Below are 15,094 nucleotides of genomic sequence, written 5' to 3' on the forward strand. Positions count from 1 at the left end.
AATTTCACATCCTGGAAGGCCGTCTTCCGGAGTCATCGAAAAGCAGGGCTTCCACCAAGCCGCCATCTTACCCGATCGACCCGTCCCGCGCTCCTTCCAATCAGCGTCGCGCCCGCCCGTCCACAGGTCATTTGTTCCTTTTTTGTTCTAGCATCTATGCGTTCAACAAGCAAGCCGCATTCGGCGGCTCCAAACCTCATACGAAAGGCCCCGCCGCCGCTTGGTTCTAGGGCGCGCAGGGGCCGATCTGGATTTTACAGTTGCCGGGAGTATGTTACCGGCACTTTCTTCGGGCAGCTCATAGGAGCTATCCGCGCATTTCTCTGATTGTCGGCAGCCGATCTGCGTGAGAACCCACCTGGACGGCCTCAGCCTCCATGTTTCCCACGGCCCAAGCCTTTAGGGGACCTGCTGGTGGATCAGTCAGCCCAGTATCGACTGTGGCTCCACATCCTGGTGGAGCCGTAAGAACAGTCCGGTGGAGTCATGCCTCCCTCCTGTTCCGTTGCTCCAACGTCACGAAACCTCTACCAAGCCGACTGCCTGGATGTTTCTGACGTGTCGTGATTTTGCTCCCTTCCCATCGTTGCGTCAACCCTTAAGCGAAGCCGCATCCCGTTGTCCTTGCAACTCGCTCCCGACAGCATTATGTCAGGAGACTGTTCGTTCTTTGTTCCTTTCTGCTTGCTCTGATCGCAAAAAACTGGAAAAGGTGAACAGGATCCACATCCGGCGAGTTGCGGCCGCGCCATCGATATCGGGTCTGCATCTCCTATATTAGCATCGCCGGCGGAGCCCGGCTGTTCTGGACAATCGGAAGGCATCGACGGGGCATGCCCGATCATAAGCTTATTTCTATTCGCGGCGCGCGCGAGCACAATCTCAAGAATGTCGACCTCGATCTGCCTCGCGAGAAGCTGATCGTGATGACCGGCCTGTCGGGATCCGGCAAGTCCTCACTTGCCTTCGACACGATCTATGCCGAAGGCCAGCGCCGGTATGTGGAGAGCCTCTCGGCCTATGCGCGCCAGTTCCTGGAGATGATGCAGAAGCCGGATGTCGATCAGATCGACGGGCTGTCTCCGGCCATCTCCATCGAGCAGAAGACCACCTCGCGCAACCCGCGCTCGACCGTAGGTACGGTCACCGAGATCTATGACTATATGCGCCTGCTTTTTGCACGCGTGGGCGTGCCCTACTCACCCGCGACCGGTCTTCCTATCGAAAGCCAGACGGTGAGCCAGATGGTCGACCGTGTGCTGGCGCTGGAGGAAGGCACCCGCCTTTATATCCTTGCGCCCATCGTGCGCGGACGCAAGGGAGAGTACCGCAAGGAGCTGTCAGACCTTCAAAAGAGGGGCTTTCAGCGCGTCAAGGTAGATGGCGAATTCTACGAGATTGCCGATGTGCCGGCCCTCGACAAGAAATACAAGCACGACATCGACGTGGTGGTGGACCGCGTCGTCGTGAGGCTGGACATGGCAACCCGGCTTGCGGACTCGCTCGAGACCTGCCTTCGTCTTTCGGACGGCTTGGCCGTGGCCGAGTTCGCAGACAAGCCCCTCCCCGACGAGGCGAAAGAAGGTGCGAACAAGTCCAAGAACGACACACATGAACGGCTGATCTTTTCGGAGAAATTCGCCTGCCCCGTGTCGGGCTTCACAATACCGGAGATCGAGCCCCGGCTGTTCTCCTTCAACAACCCGGCTGGTGCTTGCCCCGCCTGCGACGGACTGGGCAGCGAGCGGGCGATCGATCCCGATCTCGTCGTGCCGGATGAGAATGTGGTGTTGCGGGAGGGAGCCATTGCCCCGTGGGCCAAGTCCACGTCGCCTTATTATCTCCAGACCCTGGAAGCCCTGGGCAAGGAATATGGGTTCAAGGCCAGCAATCGCTGGAAGGACCTGTCGCAAGAGGCAAAGCAGGCGATCCTCCATGGCACCGGCGAGCGGAAGATCACTTTTGAGTATAATGACGGCCTGCGCAGTTATCGCACGACGAAGCCGTTCGAAGGCGTGGTAAGCAATCTTCAACGCCGTTGGAAGGAGACGGAATCCGCCTGGATGCGCGAGGAGATCGAGCGTTTCATGTCGGCTCATCCCTGCCCGGCCTGCAACGGCTATCGCCTGAAACCCGAAGCTTTGGCGGTCAAGATCGCCGGTCTGCATATCGGTGAAGTCACGGAGATGTCGATCCGCAGGGCCGGCGGATGGTTCGAGGCGCTTCCGGAACAGCTCAACGAGAAGCAGAATGAAATCGCCGCCCGCATCTTGAAGGAAATCCGCGAACGCCTTCGCTTCTTGAACGATGTCGGCCTCGATTATCTGACACTTTCGCGCAATTCCGGCTCCCTCTCCGGAGGCGAGAGCCAGCGCATCAGGCTCGCCTCACAGATCGGTTCCGGGCTTACCGGCGTCCTTTATGTGTTGGACGAGCCGTCCATCGGCTTGCACCAGCGCGACAATGACCGGCTGCTTGCGACGCTGCGGCATCTGCGCGACCTGGGCAACACGGTTATCGTCGTCGAACATGATGAGGATGCGATCCTGACCGCCGATTACGTGGTGGATATCGGGCCGGCAGCCGGCGTCCATGGGGGGCGCGTGATCGCCGAAGGCACGCCCCATGAGATCATGGCGAACCCGAACTCGATCACGGGGAAATATCTCACCGGCGATCTTTCAATCCCGATGCCTGGGCAACGCCGCGAAATCTCCAAGAAGCGGCGGATCCGGGTGGTCGGCGCACGCGGCAACAATCTCAAGAATGTGACCGCCGATATCCCCCTCGGCACCTTCGCCTGCGTCACCGGAGTGTCGGGCGGCGGCAAGTCGACTTTCCTGATCGAAACGCTCTACAAGGCCGCCTCGCGGCGCATCATGGGTTCGCGGGAGCACCCGGCGGAGCACGACCGTATCGAAGGTCTCGAGTTCCTCGACAAGGTCATCGATATCGACCAGTCGCCGATCGGCCGGACCCCACGTTCCAATCCTGCCACTTACACGGGCGCCTTCTCACCCATTCGCGACTGGTTCGCAGGTTTGCCGGAAGCCAAGGCGCGCGGCTACCAGCCGGGCCGCTTCTCCTTCAATGTAAAGGGCGGGCGCTGCGAGGCATGCCAGGGCGATGGCGTCATCAAGATCGAAATGCACTTCCTGCCGGACGTCTATGTGACTTGCGACGTCTGCCATGGCAAGCGGTACAACCGCGAAACGCTCGAGGTCCTCTTCAAGGGCAAGTCCATTGCTGACGTGCTGGAGATGACGGTCGACGAAGGCGTCGAGTTCTTCTCTGCGGTGCCGGCGGTTCGCGACAAGCTCCAGACGCTTTCGCGGGTGGGCCTCGGCTATATCCACATAGGTCAGCAGGCAACAACGCTTTCAGGCGGCGAAGCGCAGCGCATCAAGCTTGCGAAGGAGCTGTCGAAGAAGGCGACGGGCAAGACGCTCTATATTCTTGATGAGCCGACGACCGGATTGCATTTCCACGACGTGGCCAAACTGCTGGAGGTGCTGCACGAATTGGTCGACCAGGGCAACACTGTCGTGGTCATCGAACACAATCTGGAGGTCATCAAGACAGCGGACTGGGTTCTCGATCTGGGACCTGAAGGTGGTGATGGCGGCGGCGAGTTGGTGGCGGCCGGCTCCATCGATGATGTCATGACCGAACCGCGCTCCTATACCGGCAAGTTCCTGAAGGAGCTGCTGGAACGGAGGCCGGCGCGGCGGCAAGCGGCGGAGTAGACGATGGAGAAATCCAGCACCATCCGCGCCGGGATCGGCGGTTGGAACTTCGAGCCTTGGGAGGGGACCTTCTATCCCGATGACCTGCCGAAGAAGCGGCAACTCGAATATGCCAGCCGGCAAATGCCCACGATCGAGATCAATGGCACCTATTACGGCAACCAGAAGCCCGCGGTATTTGCAAAATGGGCTTCAGAGGTGCCGGACGGGTTCGTGTTCTCGCTCAAGGGCAATCGCTTCGTCACCAATCGCCGTGTTCTCTCGGAAGCGGGCGAATCGCTCGAGAAATTCCTGGATTCCGGGATTACCGAGCTCGGCGATCATCTCGGCCCGATTCTCTGGCAATTCGCCCCGAGCAAAAAATTCGATCCGGAGGATTTCGAAGGTTTTCTGAAGCTCCTGCCGGAAGAACGCGATGGAGTGCGGCTTCGCCATGTCCTGGAAGTGCGCAATCCAACCTTTGTCGTGCCGGAATTTGCGGCGCTCTCCCGCAAATATGGCGCGGCGATCTGTTACGCGCACCATTTCACCTATCCGGAGTTGGCGGATGTGACGGCTGATTTCGTCTATGCGCGGCTGCAAAGGGGAGAAGATTCAATCCCCACCGCCTATACCTTGGCGGATCTGAATGCCTGGGCCGAGCGAGCAAAGACCTGGGCCTCGGGAGGCATGCCCGGCGATTTGCCCCTGGCCGACGAGACCGTGAAAATCGAGAAGAAGCCTCGCGACGTCTTCGTTTACTTCATCCACGAGGGGAAGGTCCGCGCCCCGCATGCGGCCCGTGCGTTCATGGAGCTCGTATAGTTCAGCAGTTAGTTTGGGCAGAAACGTGGGGCCAATGCTCTGCCCTCCCGCCTACAATGCCACCGACTTCTGGGGCAGCAGCGCGTAATGCGCTAACTTTCCCGATTGACCGCGCTCAGAACAATTTCTGCGGCCATCTCGCCTGATGGTTTTGGCGCAACGAGCGATCTCGCCACGTCGGCAAATCCTTCCAACTGCGCATGCCGCGTCGGCGTATCGGCCCAAAGTCGTGTCAGCAGGCGGGCAAGATAGGCAGGCCGTGCATATTCGTTGAAGAATTCCGGTACCACAGGCCAACCGGCGATCAGATTCGGCAGCGAAGCCGACCAAACTTTCACCAGAAGAGGCCCGATCACGGAACCAATCGTGTCCGTCTTGTAGACGCTGATGAAGGGCACGCGCGCAAGTGCCAGCTCCAACGCAACAGTCCCGGAGCAGGCGAGCGCGGCATCGGCCTCGGAAAAGGCTCGCCACTTTTCACGCTCGCTGAGGATGATTTCGGGTTGCACGGACCACGTCTGGACGGCCTTCCGTACAAGATCTGCGACATGGGGAACGGTGGGCAGAAGAAGATCGAACTGATGCCCCTCCCTCTTGAGCCCATCTACCGTCTCTCCGAAGAGGCCGATAAGACGTGTAACCTCCCCCCGCCGAGAGCCTGGCAGCAGGAGAAGCGTCTTTCTTTCCCGCGGTTCCTGGTTGGCGAGTTGCCTCTGCGCCGCCGTAGCTATGTTCGGATCAGTGGTGAGCCTGTGGCCGACGAATGTGCCGGGCGGACCTCCGAGCCTTTTGAGTTCGTCAGGTTCGAAAGGCAAAAGACACAGCACGTGGTCCACATAGGGGCGCATAGCGGCGGCTCGGCCGGGACGCCACGCCCATACGCTGGGACAGACATAATGTATGATCGGGATGGAGGGCTCCGCCGCCCTCACCTTCCGTGCCACGCGCAGACCGAAGTCAGGGCTGTCTATCGTCACCAGGCAATCCGGTTTTGCCGCCGCTATCGCTGATGCAGCCTGCCCGATCCGCTTCAGAAGGCGCGGCAAATCCCGCAGAACCGCGGATATGCCCATGATCGCAATGTCGTCCGCAGTAAACAGCGAGCGCAGCCCAAGCGCTTTAAGATTGCGTCCTCCTACCCCGAGAAGCTCGACCTTCCGTCCGGACTGCCGCTTGATGGCTTCGACCAGGTCAGCCCCGAGAAGATCTCCCGATTCCTCGCCGGCTATCACGGCAATCCGAAGCGGACGCTCCGTCATCACTCCTCACGCCCCCGCTCAAAACCAAGAAGGAAAAGGCCGTGCTCATCAGCGAGGCCAACTGTCTCGCTGCATTGAAGAATCAGGCTCCGCTCCGCTTCAACCGCAATGCCGGCAAGTCCCGCTGCATGAGCATCTCTTACGGTTTGCGGGCCGATGGACGGCAGGTCTACGCGCAATTCCTGTCCCGGCTTCGCACATTTCACCAGAACGCCGCGCGTCTTGCCCGCGATCCGCCCATGGGACCGCAAATCTATCGCGCGCTGCAAAAGCCCGTCGGTTCCCTCGATCCCTTCCAATGCTATGGCGCGACCTCCGACTGCGACGGCTGCTTGGCCGATATCCAGCCGGCCAATGGCTCGAGCCGCAGCGAGAGCCGCCGAAATATCCTTCTGATCGGATGCCTTGGGAGCTTGCTTGGTGAGCAGGGCGTTGGGCGCCAGGAGTTCAGGCACCACCTCATGCGCACCGATAAGCCGAATACCATAGGAATTGATGAAGCCGATGATTGCGCGCAGCAACCCATCGTCCCCTCTGGCATAGCCGGCCACCAAGCGCGGCAGATGCATCAGGATCTTTGGGCTGTACCGCAGGGTGGAAAGCGGCGGCCGCCGCTCGACACCGCCCGCGAGTATCAAATGGGTGACGCCCTCGCGCTTGAGAATCGAAAGGACCTTGCCCAGTTCTTCATGTGTGACGCGCAGGAAGTCATAACGGGGATCTTCTCCCAGGCCTGCTTCCCCCTCGATGGCAACCACCAATGGACGATAGCCAGCGCGTATAAGGCCCTCCGCCACCTCTTTCGGCAGTTGCCCGCTGCCAGCAATGACGGCGATCCGATCCCCTTTCCCCAAGGCAAAGGGGCGCGGTTCACTCGTCGGATTCATCGTCCTCATCCGGGGAGCTTCCGCGAGCGGGCAGAGTAAGATATCTCCGCTCGCGCCCGCCGATGAAGTCCAGAATGTCCATGATCGCTGCGGAGGACGCAAATTCCTGGCGCACGCGCTCAATGTTCTCGGCCAGCGGCTGATCCTCGGAAAAGAGAATGCGATATGCTTGCCTGATTTGCATCAGATCGGCGCGCTGCATGCCGCTGCGCTTCATGCCGATCACATTGAGGCCCCGCAGCTTTGCCCGATCGCCGACAGCCATGCCATAGGGGATGACGTCTCCGATCACCGCCGCAAACCCCGCCAGGAAAGCATGGTGACCGATGCGCACGAATTGATGCACAGCTGCATAGCCGGAAATGATCGCACCGTCGCCAACCGTCACATGGCCTGCAAGACAAGCGTAATTGGCCATGGTCACATTGCTGCCCACGTCGCAGTCATGCGCCACGTGGGTATAGGCCATGAACATGCAGTTGTCGCCGATTGTCGTCTTGCCGCGACTTGTGTCCGTTCCCCGATGCAGCGTCACGCCCTCGCGGATAACGCAGTTTTGCCCAATGCTGAGCGTGGTCGGGCCGCCCTTATGCCGGTAATTCTGGGGAGTGCCGCCGACGACGGCCGTGGGATGGACCTGGGTCCCGGCGCCTATGCTGGTGGCTCCCTGGATGGTCACATGGCCGATCAATTCGACGCCGTCGCCAAGAACGGTCTCAGCGGAGACGTAACAGAACGGACCGATCTTCACGCCCTCGCCGAGCTTGGCTCCTTGCTCCACAATCGCGGTCGGGTGAATGAAAGTCTCCGCCATCGTCAGGTCATTCCGACTCTTCGGCTGACAGCAAGGCAGAGATCACAGCTTCCGCAACCTTTCCACCGTCAACCACCGCCTCGCAGGCGAATTTCCAGATCATTCCGCGCTGCTTGATTTTCTTCACATGTATCTCCATCCGATCGCCGGGCACCACGGGTTTGCGGAACTTGGCGTTCTCGATGGTCAAAAAATAGACGACGGACGGCTTCGTCTGCTTCGTGTGGCGAATACAGATGGCACCCGCCGTCTGCGCCATCGCCTCGATGATCAGAACGCCGGGCATAACGGGCCGGTCCGGGAAATGGCCCTGGAAGTGGGGTTCATTCACCGTGACGTTTTTAATGCCAATGGCCGAATTATCTCCATCAATATCGACAATCCGGTCTACCAACAGAAATGGGTAGCGATGCGGCAGGAGCTGCAGCACGCTCAAAATATCCAAACTTTCCATTGCTGGCGACGTTCCGTCGGCCATCATCCTTTACTCCCCTTCCGCATTCCGTCCACAAGGCTCCGCAGCGCGGCGATTTCGCGAAACGCCTGCCGCATGGGCTTGGCTGGCGAGCCGGCCCAACGTTCGCCTGCAGGAACATCATCCATAACCCCGCTTGAAGCAGCGAGTTGAGCGCGATCGCCGACCTTTATATGGTCGGCGATGCCCACCTGACCTCCGAGCATCACATATTCGCCGAGTGTGACCGAGCCGGAGAGCCCGCAATGGCCGGCAATTACACAGCGACGGCCGATATGCACGTTGTGGCCAATCTGTACTAGATTATCGATCTTGGTGCCTTCACCGATAATGGTGTCGGAGAGCGCACCCCTATCGACCGAGGTGTTCGCACCGATCTCGACATCATCCTGGATAATGACACGGCCGATTTGCGGGTTCTTTTCAAACCCTTTTGGTCCCAGCAGGAAACCGAAGCCGTCTTGGCCAATCTGCGCACCCGGATGAATGATGACGCGGTCGCCCACAATAGCGTATTGCAGCGAGGCATTCGGCCCCACATAACCATCCCGCCCGATGCTGCAGCCCGCTCCGACCACCGCGTTTGGCCCAATGATCGTTCCTCGGCCTATCGAAGCGCCCACACCGATGACAGCCCCCGCCTCGATGATCGCGCCATCCTCGATGATGGCGCCTTCTGAAATCATCGCCTTGGGCGAAATGCCGGTCTCTCCCGTCACCGGTTGAGGCCTGCTCGCCTCCGGGAAAAGAAGACGGGCCACCATAGCAAAAGCATGCTGCGGTTTGGGGCTGACGAGAACCGCTATACCGTCAGGTGCGCTTTCAGCCACTTCTTCAGAGCATAGGAGGGCTGCCGCCCGCACGGAATTGATGCGCGAGGCATTGCGTTTGCCATCAATGAAAACCAGCGTCTCCTCGCCGCCCTCGGATGCGGGAGCGAGCCTGCTGATCGTCACCTTTTCTTGCGAGGCATCCACCAGGCGCGAACCTGTCAAGGCGGCAATCTCGCCCACCTCGAAATGGCGCGCGGGAACAAAAAAAGCCGGTTCTGTCATGAATGCCTTCTCGTCCGGGCGCACCACTTGGCCGCCCGGACAATATACCGTGAAACCCTAGAACCGGGTGGAGATGCCGAAATTCCAGTGGCGGATACGATCGGTGTCTTCCTTGACGACCGGTTCGGCGTAATCGACGCGGAGCGGACCGAAGGGCGACGCCCAGATCAGGCTCGCGCCCACAGAAGCGCGCCAAGCCATATCCGTGCCGCCTACATTCGGGCTTCGGTAATCGCTTCCGTAGAGCGTGGCCGCATCGGCGAAGACAGCGCCGCGCAGGCCGAAGCTCTCCGGTACGATCGGCAACGGGAACTGCGCTTCCGCCGTGGCATGGAAGTAGGTCGTGCCACCCAAGAAGTCACGCTCGATGTCGCCATCGTCGTCGACATAGTTCTCAAACGGGCCGATGCCGTTGTACTCAAAGCCGCGGATGATGCGATCGCTGCTGTTGAACTGGTCAAAGATGCGCAGCGGCTCGTCGCCAAAGGCAACGATATGCCCGCCACCCACCGTGAGCAAGCCGACGAGATCGAGCTCATCGGAAAGCGTACGGTAGTAGTTGGCGCGCGCCGTGAGTTTTGCCCATTGAGCGTCACCGCCAAGGCCTGCAACCTCCGCAGTCACATTGGCATAGATGCCGTCGTGCGGGTTCTGCATATTGTCGATGGTGTTGTAGATCAGCGAGGCGCTGACCGACGACTTGACCCACTTGCCCTGCTCCAAGGCCTGCTGGATGCCGCTTGAAACGCGCGTCGTGAAGTCACCGCGATCATACTCTTCCTGCGTCAGGTTATACGCAAGCTGCGTCGTCAGCGATTCCGTGATCGGCAAGCCGAAGCGAACGGTACCGCCCGTCACCTCACGGTCATAGATATCCTCGCCGCTCGAGTTCTCGAACGTACGCGTGTTGCGGAAGATATCAAAACCAGCCGCAATGCGGCGACCAAGGAAATAAGGCTCGGTGAAGGAGAACGTGTAGTCACGGGAATCCTCGCCGCCCGCAGCGGCGAAGCGGATGAACTGGCCGCGGCCAAGGAAGTTACGCTCCGTCACGGATCCTTCGAGCGAGAAGCCACCGCTGCTGCCCGAAGAAGCGCTGGTGGTGTAACCGGCGCCGATCGAGAATTCACCTGTGGACTTCTCTACGACATCGACCACCAGCACGACCTGGTCCGGCTGAGAGCCAGGAACGGTGGTGATGTTCACCGTCTGGAAGAAGTTCAGGCGATCCAGACGCCGCTTTGCCCTCTGGATGAGGACCTGATTGAAGGCATCGCCTTCGCTGACGTCGAATTCGCGGCGAATGACATAGTCACGGGTGCGATTGTTGCCGCGGATCTCAATGCGCTCGATATAGGCGCGCGGACCCTCGTCAATCGAATAGACCACAGAAATCGTGCGATTCTGGAAGTCACGATTGCCGCGTGGCGTCACCTGGGCAAAGGCGTATCCATGGCCTGCGACCTCCTCGGTGAGCCCGATAATCGACTGCTCCACATCCTCAGCGCTATAGACCGCCCCCTGGCGGGTCTTCAGCGAAGACTGAAGCGAGCCGACATCGACACCTGGGATGGTCGATTCAATGCTCACATCGCCAAAAGTGTAACGCTGGCCTTCGTTGACCGCGATGGTGATGACGTATTTGTTGTCCACCAATTGGGCGTCTGAGGAGACGACCTGGAAATCCGCATAGCCGCGGTTGTAGTAGAAACGCCGGAGCAGTTCCTCGTCCGCCTGCAGGCGCGCCTCGTCATAGACGTCATTGCGCATCATGAACGAGAAAAGGTTCGACCGCTTGGTCGAAATGACGTCCCTCAAGCGCCGGTCGCTGAACGCCGTATTGCCCTCGAAATTGATCTCGGTGATCTTCGTCCGGTCGCCTTCCTGGACATGGAAGATCACATTGACCCTGCCCTCGCCCAGGTCCTGGACTTCGCTGGTCACGGTCGCCTCGTCGCGGCCGATCCGGCGGTAGGCTTCGCGGATCGCTTCCGCATCGCTTTCCACGAGCTGATTGGAGAAGGCCGAGCGCGGCTTCAGCTGGATCGCCTCAGAAAGATTCTGGTCCTTGATCTTTCTATTGCCCTGGAAAAGCACCTGGTTCACGATTGCATATTCGTCGACCGATACGACCAGCGCACCGCCCTGCTGGGTGATCGAAACGTCAGCGAACAGCCCCGTGCCGAAAAGCCGCTTCACGGCCTCGTTCACGTCCGCCGTGCTGAAATTCTGGCCCGGCCGGATGCCGACCTGGTTGCGAATCGTGTCCGCATCCACGCGGCGGTTGCCCCGCACCTCTATCCTGCTGACAGTCGCGGCGTAGGCCGAAACGGTCGCAGTCATCTCAGCGACCATCGCTCCGCTCACAACGAAACCGGCCGACAGCGCCACCGCCGAAACGGCGCTCTTCAATCTGGAAACTGCCTTCATTGGGCCTTAAAACCTTCTATTCTCGTTGTCCCCACCGCGAGAAATCCAGACATGCGGGCAAAATCTTTTTCACCCTAATAGCTGGAATTTCCCTACACGCAAGGCTTCTGGTTAATTTGTATTTACCGAAAGGGCGGGCGTGGCATTCCGGTCACGCCAATTCTTCCGATTGGTAAACACCGTCTCAACAATCTGACCGATTACATCCCCCGCTTTGCGGATTCGTCAGCGTTTTAACACCCAAACAGGTCGTTCCAAAAGACAAATCCCATAAAGATCAGCACCATAAGCATTCCTGCGCGGTAAACTGCCTCGGCAACCTGTTCCGAAACGGGTCGGCGAAGCACTGCTTCTATTCCGTAGAACAGGAGATGTCCGCCATCAAGCGGCGGGATTGGCAAAAGGTTAAGAATGCCGATTCCCACAGAAAGCAGGGCGGCAAGCTGGATTAGCCACTCAAAGCCCCGGCTCGCGGCCTTTCCCGCCATATCGGCAATCTTCACCGGGCCTCCGAGCTGGCACCGGTCCTCCCTGCCTTCAACAAAGCGCTTCAAGAACTGCCCCGTTCGAGCGATCGCGCTCATCGTCTCTTCAATACCCGCGCCGACCGCCTCCACTGGGCCATATTCGACGACCCTGGGCTGGCCCAGCTCCTGGTTGTTGATAACCCCGATGACCCCGATCTTCACCGGATTGTCGAGCGCGTCTTTCTGTTCGGTGAGTTTTGGTGTCGCCGTCACCGACACTTGGCGCCCGTCGCGCTCCAGGACAAAGGTGAGCGGGTCGCCGGCACGGCCCGAAACGATCCGCTGCACGTCGCCGAAGGTTTCCACAGAAATTCCATTGATGGAAACAAATCGGTCCCCGGGGTGTATGCCCGCCACCGCCGCAGGACTTCCGGGCTGCACTTCCGCAACGACGGGATCAGCCACGTAACGCCCAAACAGCGCGAACATCACGGAGAAGACGACGGCCGTCAGAATGAAGTTGAAAAATGGGCCGGCAAATACGGTCGCCGCACGCTTCCAGACCGGTTGCAGGTGAAAGGCTACCCGCCGCTCTTCCGGACTGAGCTTCTCGATGGCATCCGCATCGGGCGAACTCGTGGCGCCGACATCGCCGACAAATTTCACATAACCGCCGAGTGGAATAGCAGAGAGCTTCCAGCGCGTTCCACGGCGATCGGTAAAGCCGGCTAGTTCGGGCCCGAAACCTATCGAGAAAGCCTTGACGCCGATCCCGCACCAGCGGCCGACAAGATAATGGCCCATCTCATGAACGAAGACGACGATAGTCAGCACGAAGAGGAACGGCACGATCGTTCCCAAAAGGAAGCTGCCGAAGCCGAAAAGTGTGCCCGTTACCTCGCCCAAAATAAGTTCCTAGAATCGGTGCCTGAATTCCGCTCCGTCAAGTTCTCTGGCGAAAGGCGGCAAATCCATGGCAGCTCTCGGCATTACCCAGAGAAAAGCCCCGCAGGCGCGCCAAGCTCCGAAAACACGACACCAATCAGATAAAGGAGGACTGCCGCCGCGACAAGTCCATCCACCCGATCCATAATGCCGCCATGTCCGGGAATGAGAGCGCCGGAATCCTTTACACCCCTGCGCCTTTTAACCGCTGATTCGAAAAGGTCTCCCGCCTGGGACACGATCGACAAGAGAAGAGCGAGCGCTGTAACGCCCGCCAAGGACATCGCAGCTCCCGCTGAATAGGCGGTGACGATACCCGCCACGACGCCACCAAGCGCGCCACCCAGTGCCCCGCTCCAGGTTTTACCCGGTGAAATCGCCGGCGCAAGCTTTGGCCCGCCAAAGGCTCTTCCGACGAAATAGGCGAGAATGTCGGTGGCCCAGACAACGGCATAAAGGAACAGGATCGCGATCAGGCCGGCGCTGTCGTCTCCACGCAGATGAGCAAGCGCGACTGCGGGTATGCCGGCATAGGCGATACCATATGCGCTCCAATGGCTGTCGCCGGAGAAACCGCTATGGACGATCGTTATCAGGCAACAGACGATCAGAATCGCCAGTGCAGCAGGTGCCGAAACTCCCGCAAGAAGAGCAAGCAGGAAAACCGCGAGCACTGCCCATGAGACGATTTCGTGAATCCGGCTCTCGGCCGGCTGCATGGCCGTCCATTCGTAGAAGACGAGCGCGGCCAAAACGGCAGCGAAGAGGCGAAATGGCAAGCCACCTAGAAAGGTAAGTCCCAGCGCCAGCAGGGCGAGGACAATGGCAGAGACGACACGAAGCGTAAGATTGCTCGGGCCGCCCGGCTGGCCGGGAGGCAAAGCATCTGCATTCATGACACGGCTTCTTGCGCGATGCTGCCGAACCGCCGGTCCCTTTCCTCGAACAGGCGGATTGCTGCGGCAAGCTCGCTTGGTCCGAACTCGGGCCAATGGCAGGGAAGGAACACAAATTCGGCATAGGCTGCCTGCCAGAGCAGGAAATTCGACAGCCTCTGCTCCCCGCTCGTACGAATGATAAGGTCGGGATCGGGCATGCCGACTGTGTCCAGTCGTGCCGCGAAATCCTCCATGGTCATCTTCTCGGGGTCAAGTCGCCCGGCCTTCGCCTCCATGGCGACGGCGCGGGCGGCTCGCAGGATTTCGTCGCGTGAGCCGTAATTGAACGCCACCACGAGATTCATGTTGGTATTGCCGGCGGTCAGACTTTCGGCCTCGACCAGGAGGGCTGCGATGTCCGGCTCGAGGCCCTCACGGCTGCCCACGATGCGGACCCGCACCCCATTCTGGTGCAGCTCCGCAAGATCACGACGGATGAAGAGCCTCAGAAGCCCCATGAGGTCACTCACCTCGGATTTCGGCCGTGACCAGTTCTCCGAAGAAAAAGCATAGATGGTGAGCCACCGGATGCCCGTCTCGCCCGCGGCCCTGACGGTTCGGCGCAGAGCCTCGACGCCAGCGCGGTGTCCGGCGCTTCGTGGCAGCCCGCGGGCACGCGCCCAGCGGCCATTTCCATCCATGATGATCGCGATATGCGCGGGTTTCACCGCTTATCCCCCTTATGGTGGTGATGCCCGCGAGGCGCGGTCATCAGACCTGCATGATCTCCGCTTCCTTCTCCGCAAGGAGCTTGTCGATCGTCGCGATGGTCTCGTCCGTCATCTTCTGCACGCGATCGGATTGCACGCGCGACTCGTCCTGGCTGATCTCGCCGTCTTTTTCGGCCTTTTTGAGATGCTCCATGCCGTCTCGGCGCACATGGCGCGCGGCCACTCGGGCCTGTTCGGCATATTGATGGGCGATCTTGACCAGTTCCTTGCGCCGCTCCTCATTGAGCTCGGGCAGCGGGATGCGCAGCGTGGATCCCTCGACGATCGGATTGAAGCCCAGATTGGCCTCGCGGATTGCACGGTCAACCGCGCCCACAAGGCTCTGGTCCCAAACGGAAACCGAAATCATCCGCGGTTCGGGGACTGAAACGGTGGCAACCTGGTTGACCGGCATCGAGGAGCCATAGGCATCCACGTGGATCGGATCGAGCAGGTTGGCCGAGGCTCGGCCCGTCCTGAGCGAAGCGATGTCGTGCTTGAATGCGGCGACCGCCCCGTCGAAGCGCCGGTGCAGATCCTTGAAATCAATGCCATCCGGCATTT

General features: G+C 59.9%; 12 protein-coding genes. 2 read left to right on the forward strand and 10 right to left on the reverse strand.

The window, feature by feature from the left end; all coding sequences use genetic code 11:
* Nucleotides 1-833: 833 nt before the first annotated feature.
* Together uvrA and CHEJ32_RS0117645 are read left to right on the forward strand one after the other, a co-directional pair.
* Nucleotides 834-3,746, forward strand: coding sequence for an excinuclease ABC subunit UvrA (uvrA, locus tag CHEJ32_RS0117640; protein WP_028034971.1), 2,913 nt, complete (start codon nt 834-836; stop codon nt 3,744-3,746).
* Between the two features lie 3 nt (nt 3,747-3,749).
* On the forward strand, nt 3,750-4,550 hold the full coding sequence (locus CHEJ32_RS0117645; RefSeq protein WP_028034972.1) for a DUF72 domain-containing protein: 801 nt from the start codon (nt 3,750-3,752) through the stop codon (nt 4,548-4,550).
* Between the two features lie 92 nt (nt 4,551-4,642).
* Here CHEJ32_RS0117645 and lpxB read toward each other — a convergent pair whose 3' ends face one another.
* The 10 genes from lpxB to frr all read right to left on the reverse strand — a co-directional run bounded on the left by lpxB (nt 4,643) and on the right by frr (nt 15,092).
* A complete protein-coding gene (gene lpxB, locus CHEJ32_RS0117650) occupies nt 4,643-5,809 on the reverse strand; it encodes a lipid-A-disaccharide synthase (RefSeq protein WP_028034973.1) in 1,167 nt (388 codons plus the stop codon).
* Nucleotides 5,809-6,696 carry an LpxI family protein gene (locus CHEJ32_RS0117655; RefSeq protein ID WP_028034974.1) on the reverse strand — a complete coding sequence of 296 codons (888 nt, stop codon included), beginning with the start codon at nt 6,694-6,696 and terminating at the stop codon, nt 5,809-5,811. The genes lpxB and CHEJ32_RS0117655 overlap by 1 nt, the downstream gene beginning before the upstream one ends.
* On the reverse strand, nt 6,680-7,510 hold the full coding sequence (gene lpxA / locus CHEJ32_RS0117660) for an acyl-ACP--UDP-N-acetylglucosamine O-acyltransferase (protein ID WP_028034975.1): 831 nt from the start codon (nt 7,508-7,510) through the stop codon (nt 6,680-6,682). Before lpxA ends, CHEJ32_RS0117655 begins: the two co-directional genes overlap by 17 nt.
* 7 nt (nt 7,511-7,517) lie before the next feature.
* Entirely contained in the window at nt 7,518-7,988 is a 471-nt protein-coding gene (gene fabZ / locus CHEJ32_RS0117665; protein ID WP_028034976.1) for a 3-hydroxyacyl-ACP dehydratase FabZ, read from the reverse strand.
* The gene (lpxD, locus tag CHEJ32_RS0117670) at nt 7,988-9,040 is read right to left on the reverse strand and encodes a UDP-3-O-(3-hydroxymyristoyl)glucosamine N-acyltransferase (RefSeq protein WP_028034977.1); all 1,053 of its coding nucleotides are present in this window, start codon (nt 9,038-9,040) and stop codon (nt 7,988-7,990) included. The genes fabZ and lpxD overlap by 1 nt, the downstream gene beginning before the upstream one ends.
* Before the next feature lie 57 nt (nt 9,041-9,097).
* Nucleotides 9,098-11,470 (reverse strand): outer membrane protein assembly factor BamA, encoded by a 2,373-nt coding sequence (bamA, locus tag CHEJ32_RS0117675; RefSeq protein ID WP_028034978.1) that lies wholly within the window; start codon nt 11,468-11,470, stop codon nt 9,098-9,100.
* A 233-nt stretch (nt 11,471-11,703) separates the two neighbouring features.
* A complete protein-coding gene (rseP, locus tag CHEJ32_RS0117680; protein ID WP_028034979.1) occupies nt 11,704-12,843 on the reverse strand; it encodes an RIP metalloprotease RseP in 1,140 nt (379 codons plus the stop codon).
* An 83-nt stretch (nt 12,844-12,926) separates the two neighbouring features.
* Nucleotides 12,927-13,778 carry a phosphatidate cytidylyltransferase gene (locus CHEJ32_RS0117685; protein WP_051469731.1) on the reverse strand — a complete coding sequence of 284 codons (852 nt, stop codon included), beginning with the start codon at nt 13,776-13,778 and terminating at the stop codon, nt 12,927-12,929.
* Complete coding sequence (locus CHEJ32_RS0117690; RefSeq protein WP_028034981.1) at nt 13,775-14,488, reverse strand: isoprenyl transferase; 714 nt, start codon at nt 14,486-14,488, stop codon at nt 13,775-13,777. The genes CHEJ32_RS0117685 and CHEJ32_RS0117690 overlap by 4 nt, the downstream gene beginning before the upstream one ends.
* 43 nt (nt 14,489-14,531) lie before the next feature.
* Entirely contained in the window at nt 14,532-15,092 is a 561-nt protein-coding gene (gene frr / locus CHEJ32_RS0117695; RefSeq protein WP_028034982.1) for a ribosome recycling factor, read from the reverse strand.
* Nucleotides 15,093-15,094 lie beyond the last annotated feature (2 nt).

It is taken from the genome of Chelativorans sp. J32 (genome assembly GCF_000518985.1).
In the GTDB taxonomy this organism is placed as follows: domain Bacteria; phylum Pseudomonadota; class Alphaproteobacteria; order Rhizobiales; family Rhizobiaceae; genus Chelativorans.

Bases quoted from the DNA above. Each gene is read 5' to 3' on its own strand.
- uvrA (WP_028034971.1), top strand. From the start codon at position 834: ATGCCCGATCATAAGCTTATTTCTATTCGCGGCGCGCGCGAGCACAAT.
- CHEJ32_RS0117645 (WP_028034972.1), top strand. From the start codon at position 3,750: ATGGAGAAATCCAGCACCATCCGCGCCGGGATCGGCGGTTGGAACTTC.
- lpxB (WP_028034973.1), bottom strand. From the start codon at position 5,809: ATGACGGAGCGTCCGCTTCGGATTGCCGTGATAGCCGGCGAGGAATCG.
- CHEJ32_RS0117655 (WP_028034974.1), bottom strand. From the start codon at position 6,696: ATGAATCCGACGAGTGAACCGCGCCCCTTTGCCTTGGGGAAAGGGGAT.
- lpxA (WP_028034975.1), bottom strand. From the start codon at position 7,510: ATGGCGGAGACTTTCATTCACCCGACCGCGATTGTGGAGCAAGGAGCC.
- fabZ (WP_028034976.1), bottom strand. From the start codon at position 7,988: ATGGCCGACGGAACGTCGCCAGCAATGGAAAGTTTGGATATTTTGAGC.
- lpxD (WP_028034977.1), bottom strand. From the start codon at position 9,040: ATGACAGAACCGGCTTTTTTTGTTCCCGCGCGCCATTTCGAGGTGGGC.
- bamA (WP_028034978.1), bottom strand. From the start codon at position 11,470: ATGAAGGCAGTTTCCAGATTGAAGAGCGCCGTTTCGGCGGTGGCGCTG.
- CHEJ32_RS0117685 (WP_051469731.1), bottom strand. From the start codon at position 13,778: ATGAATGCAGATGCTTTGCCTCCCGGCCAGCCGGGCGGCCCGAGCAAT.
- frr (WP_028034982.1), bottom strand. From the start codon at position 15,092: ATGCCGGATGGCATTGATTTCAAGGATCTGCACCGGCGCTTCGACGGG.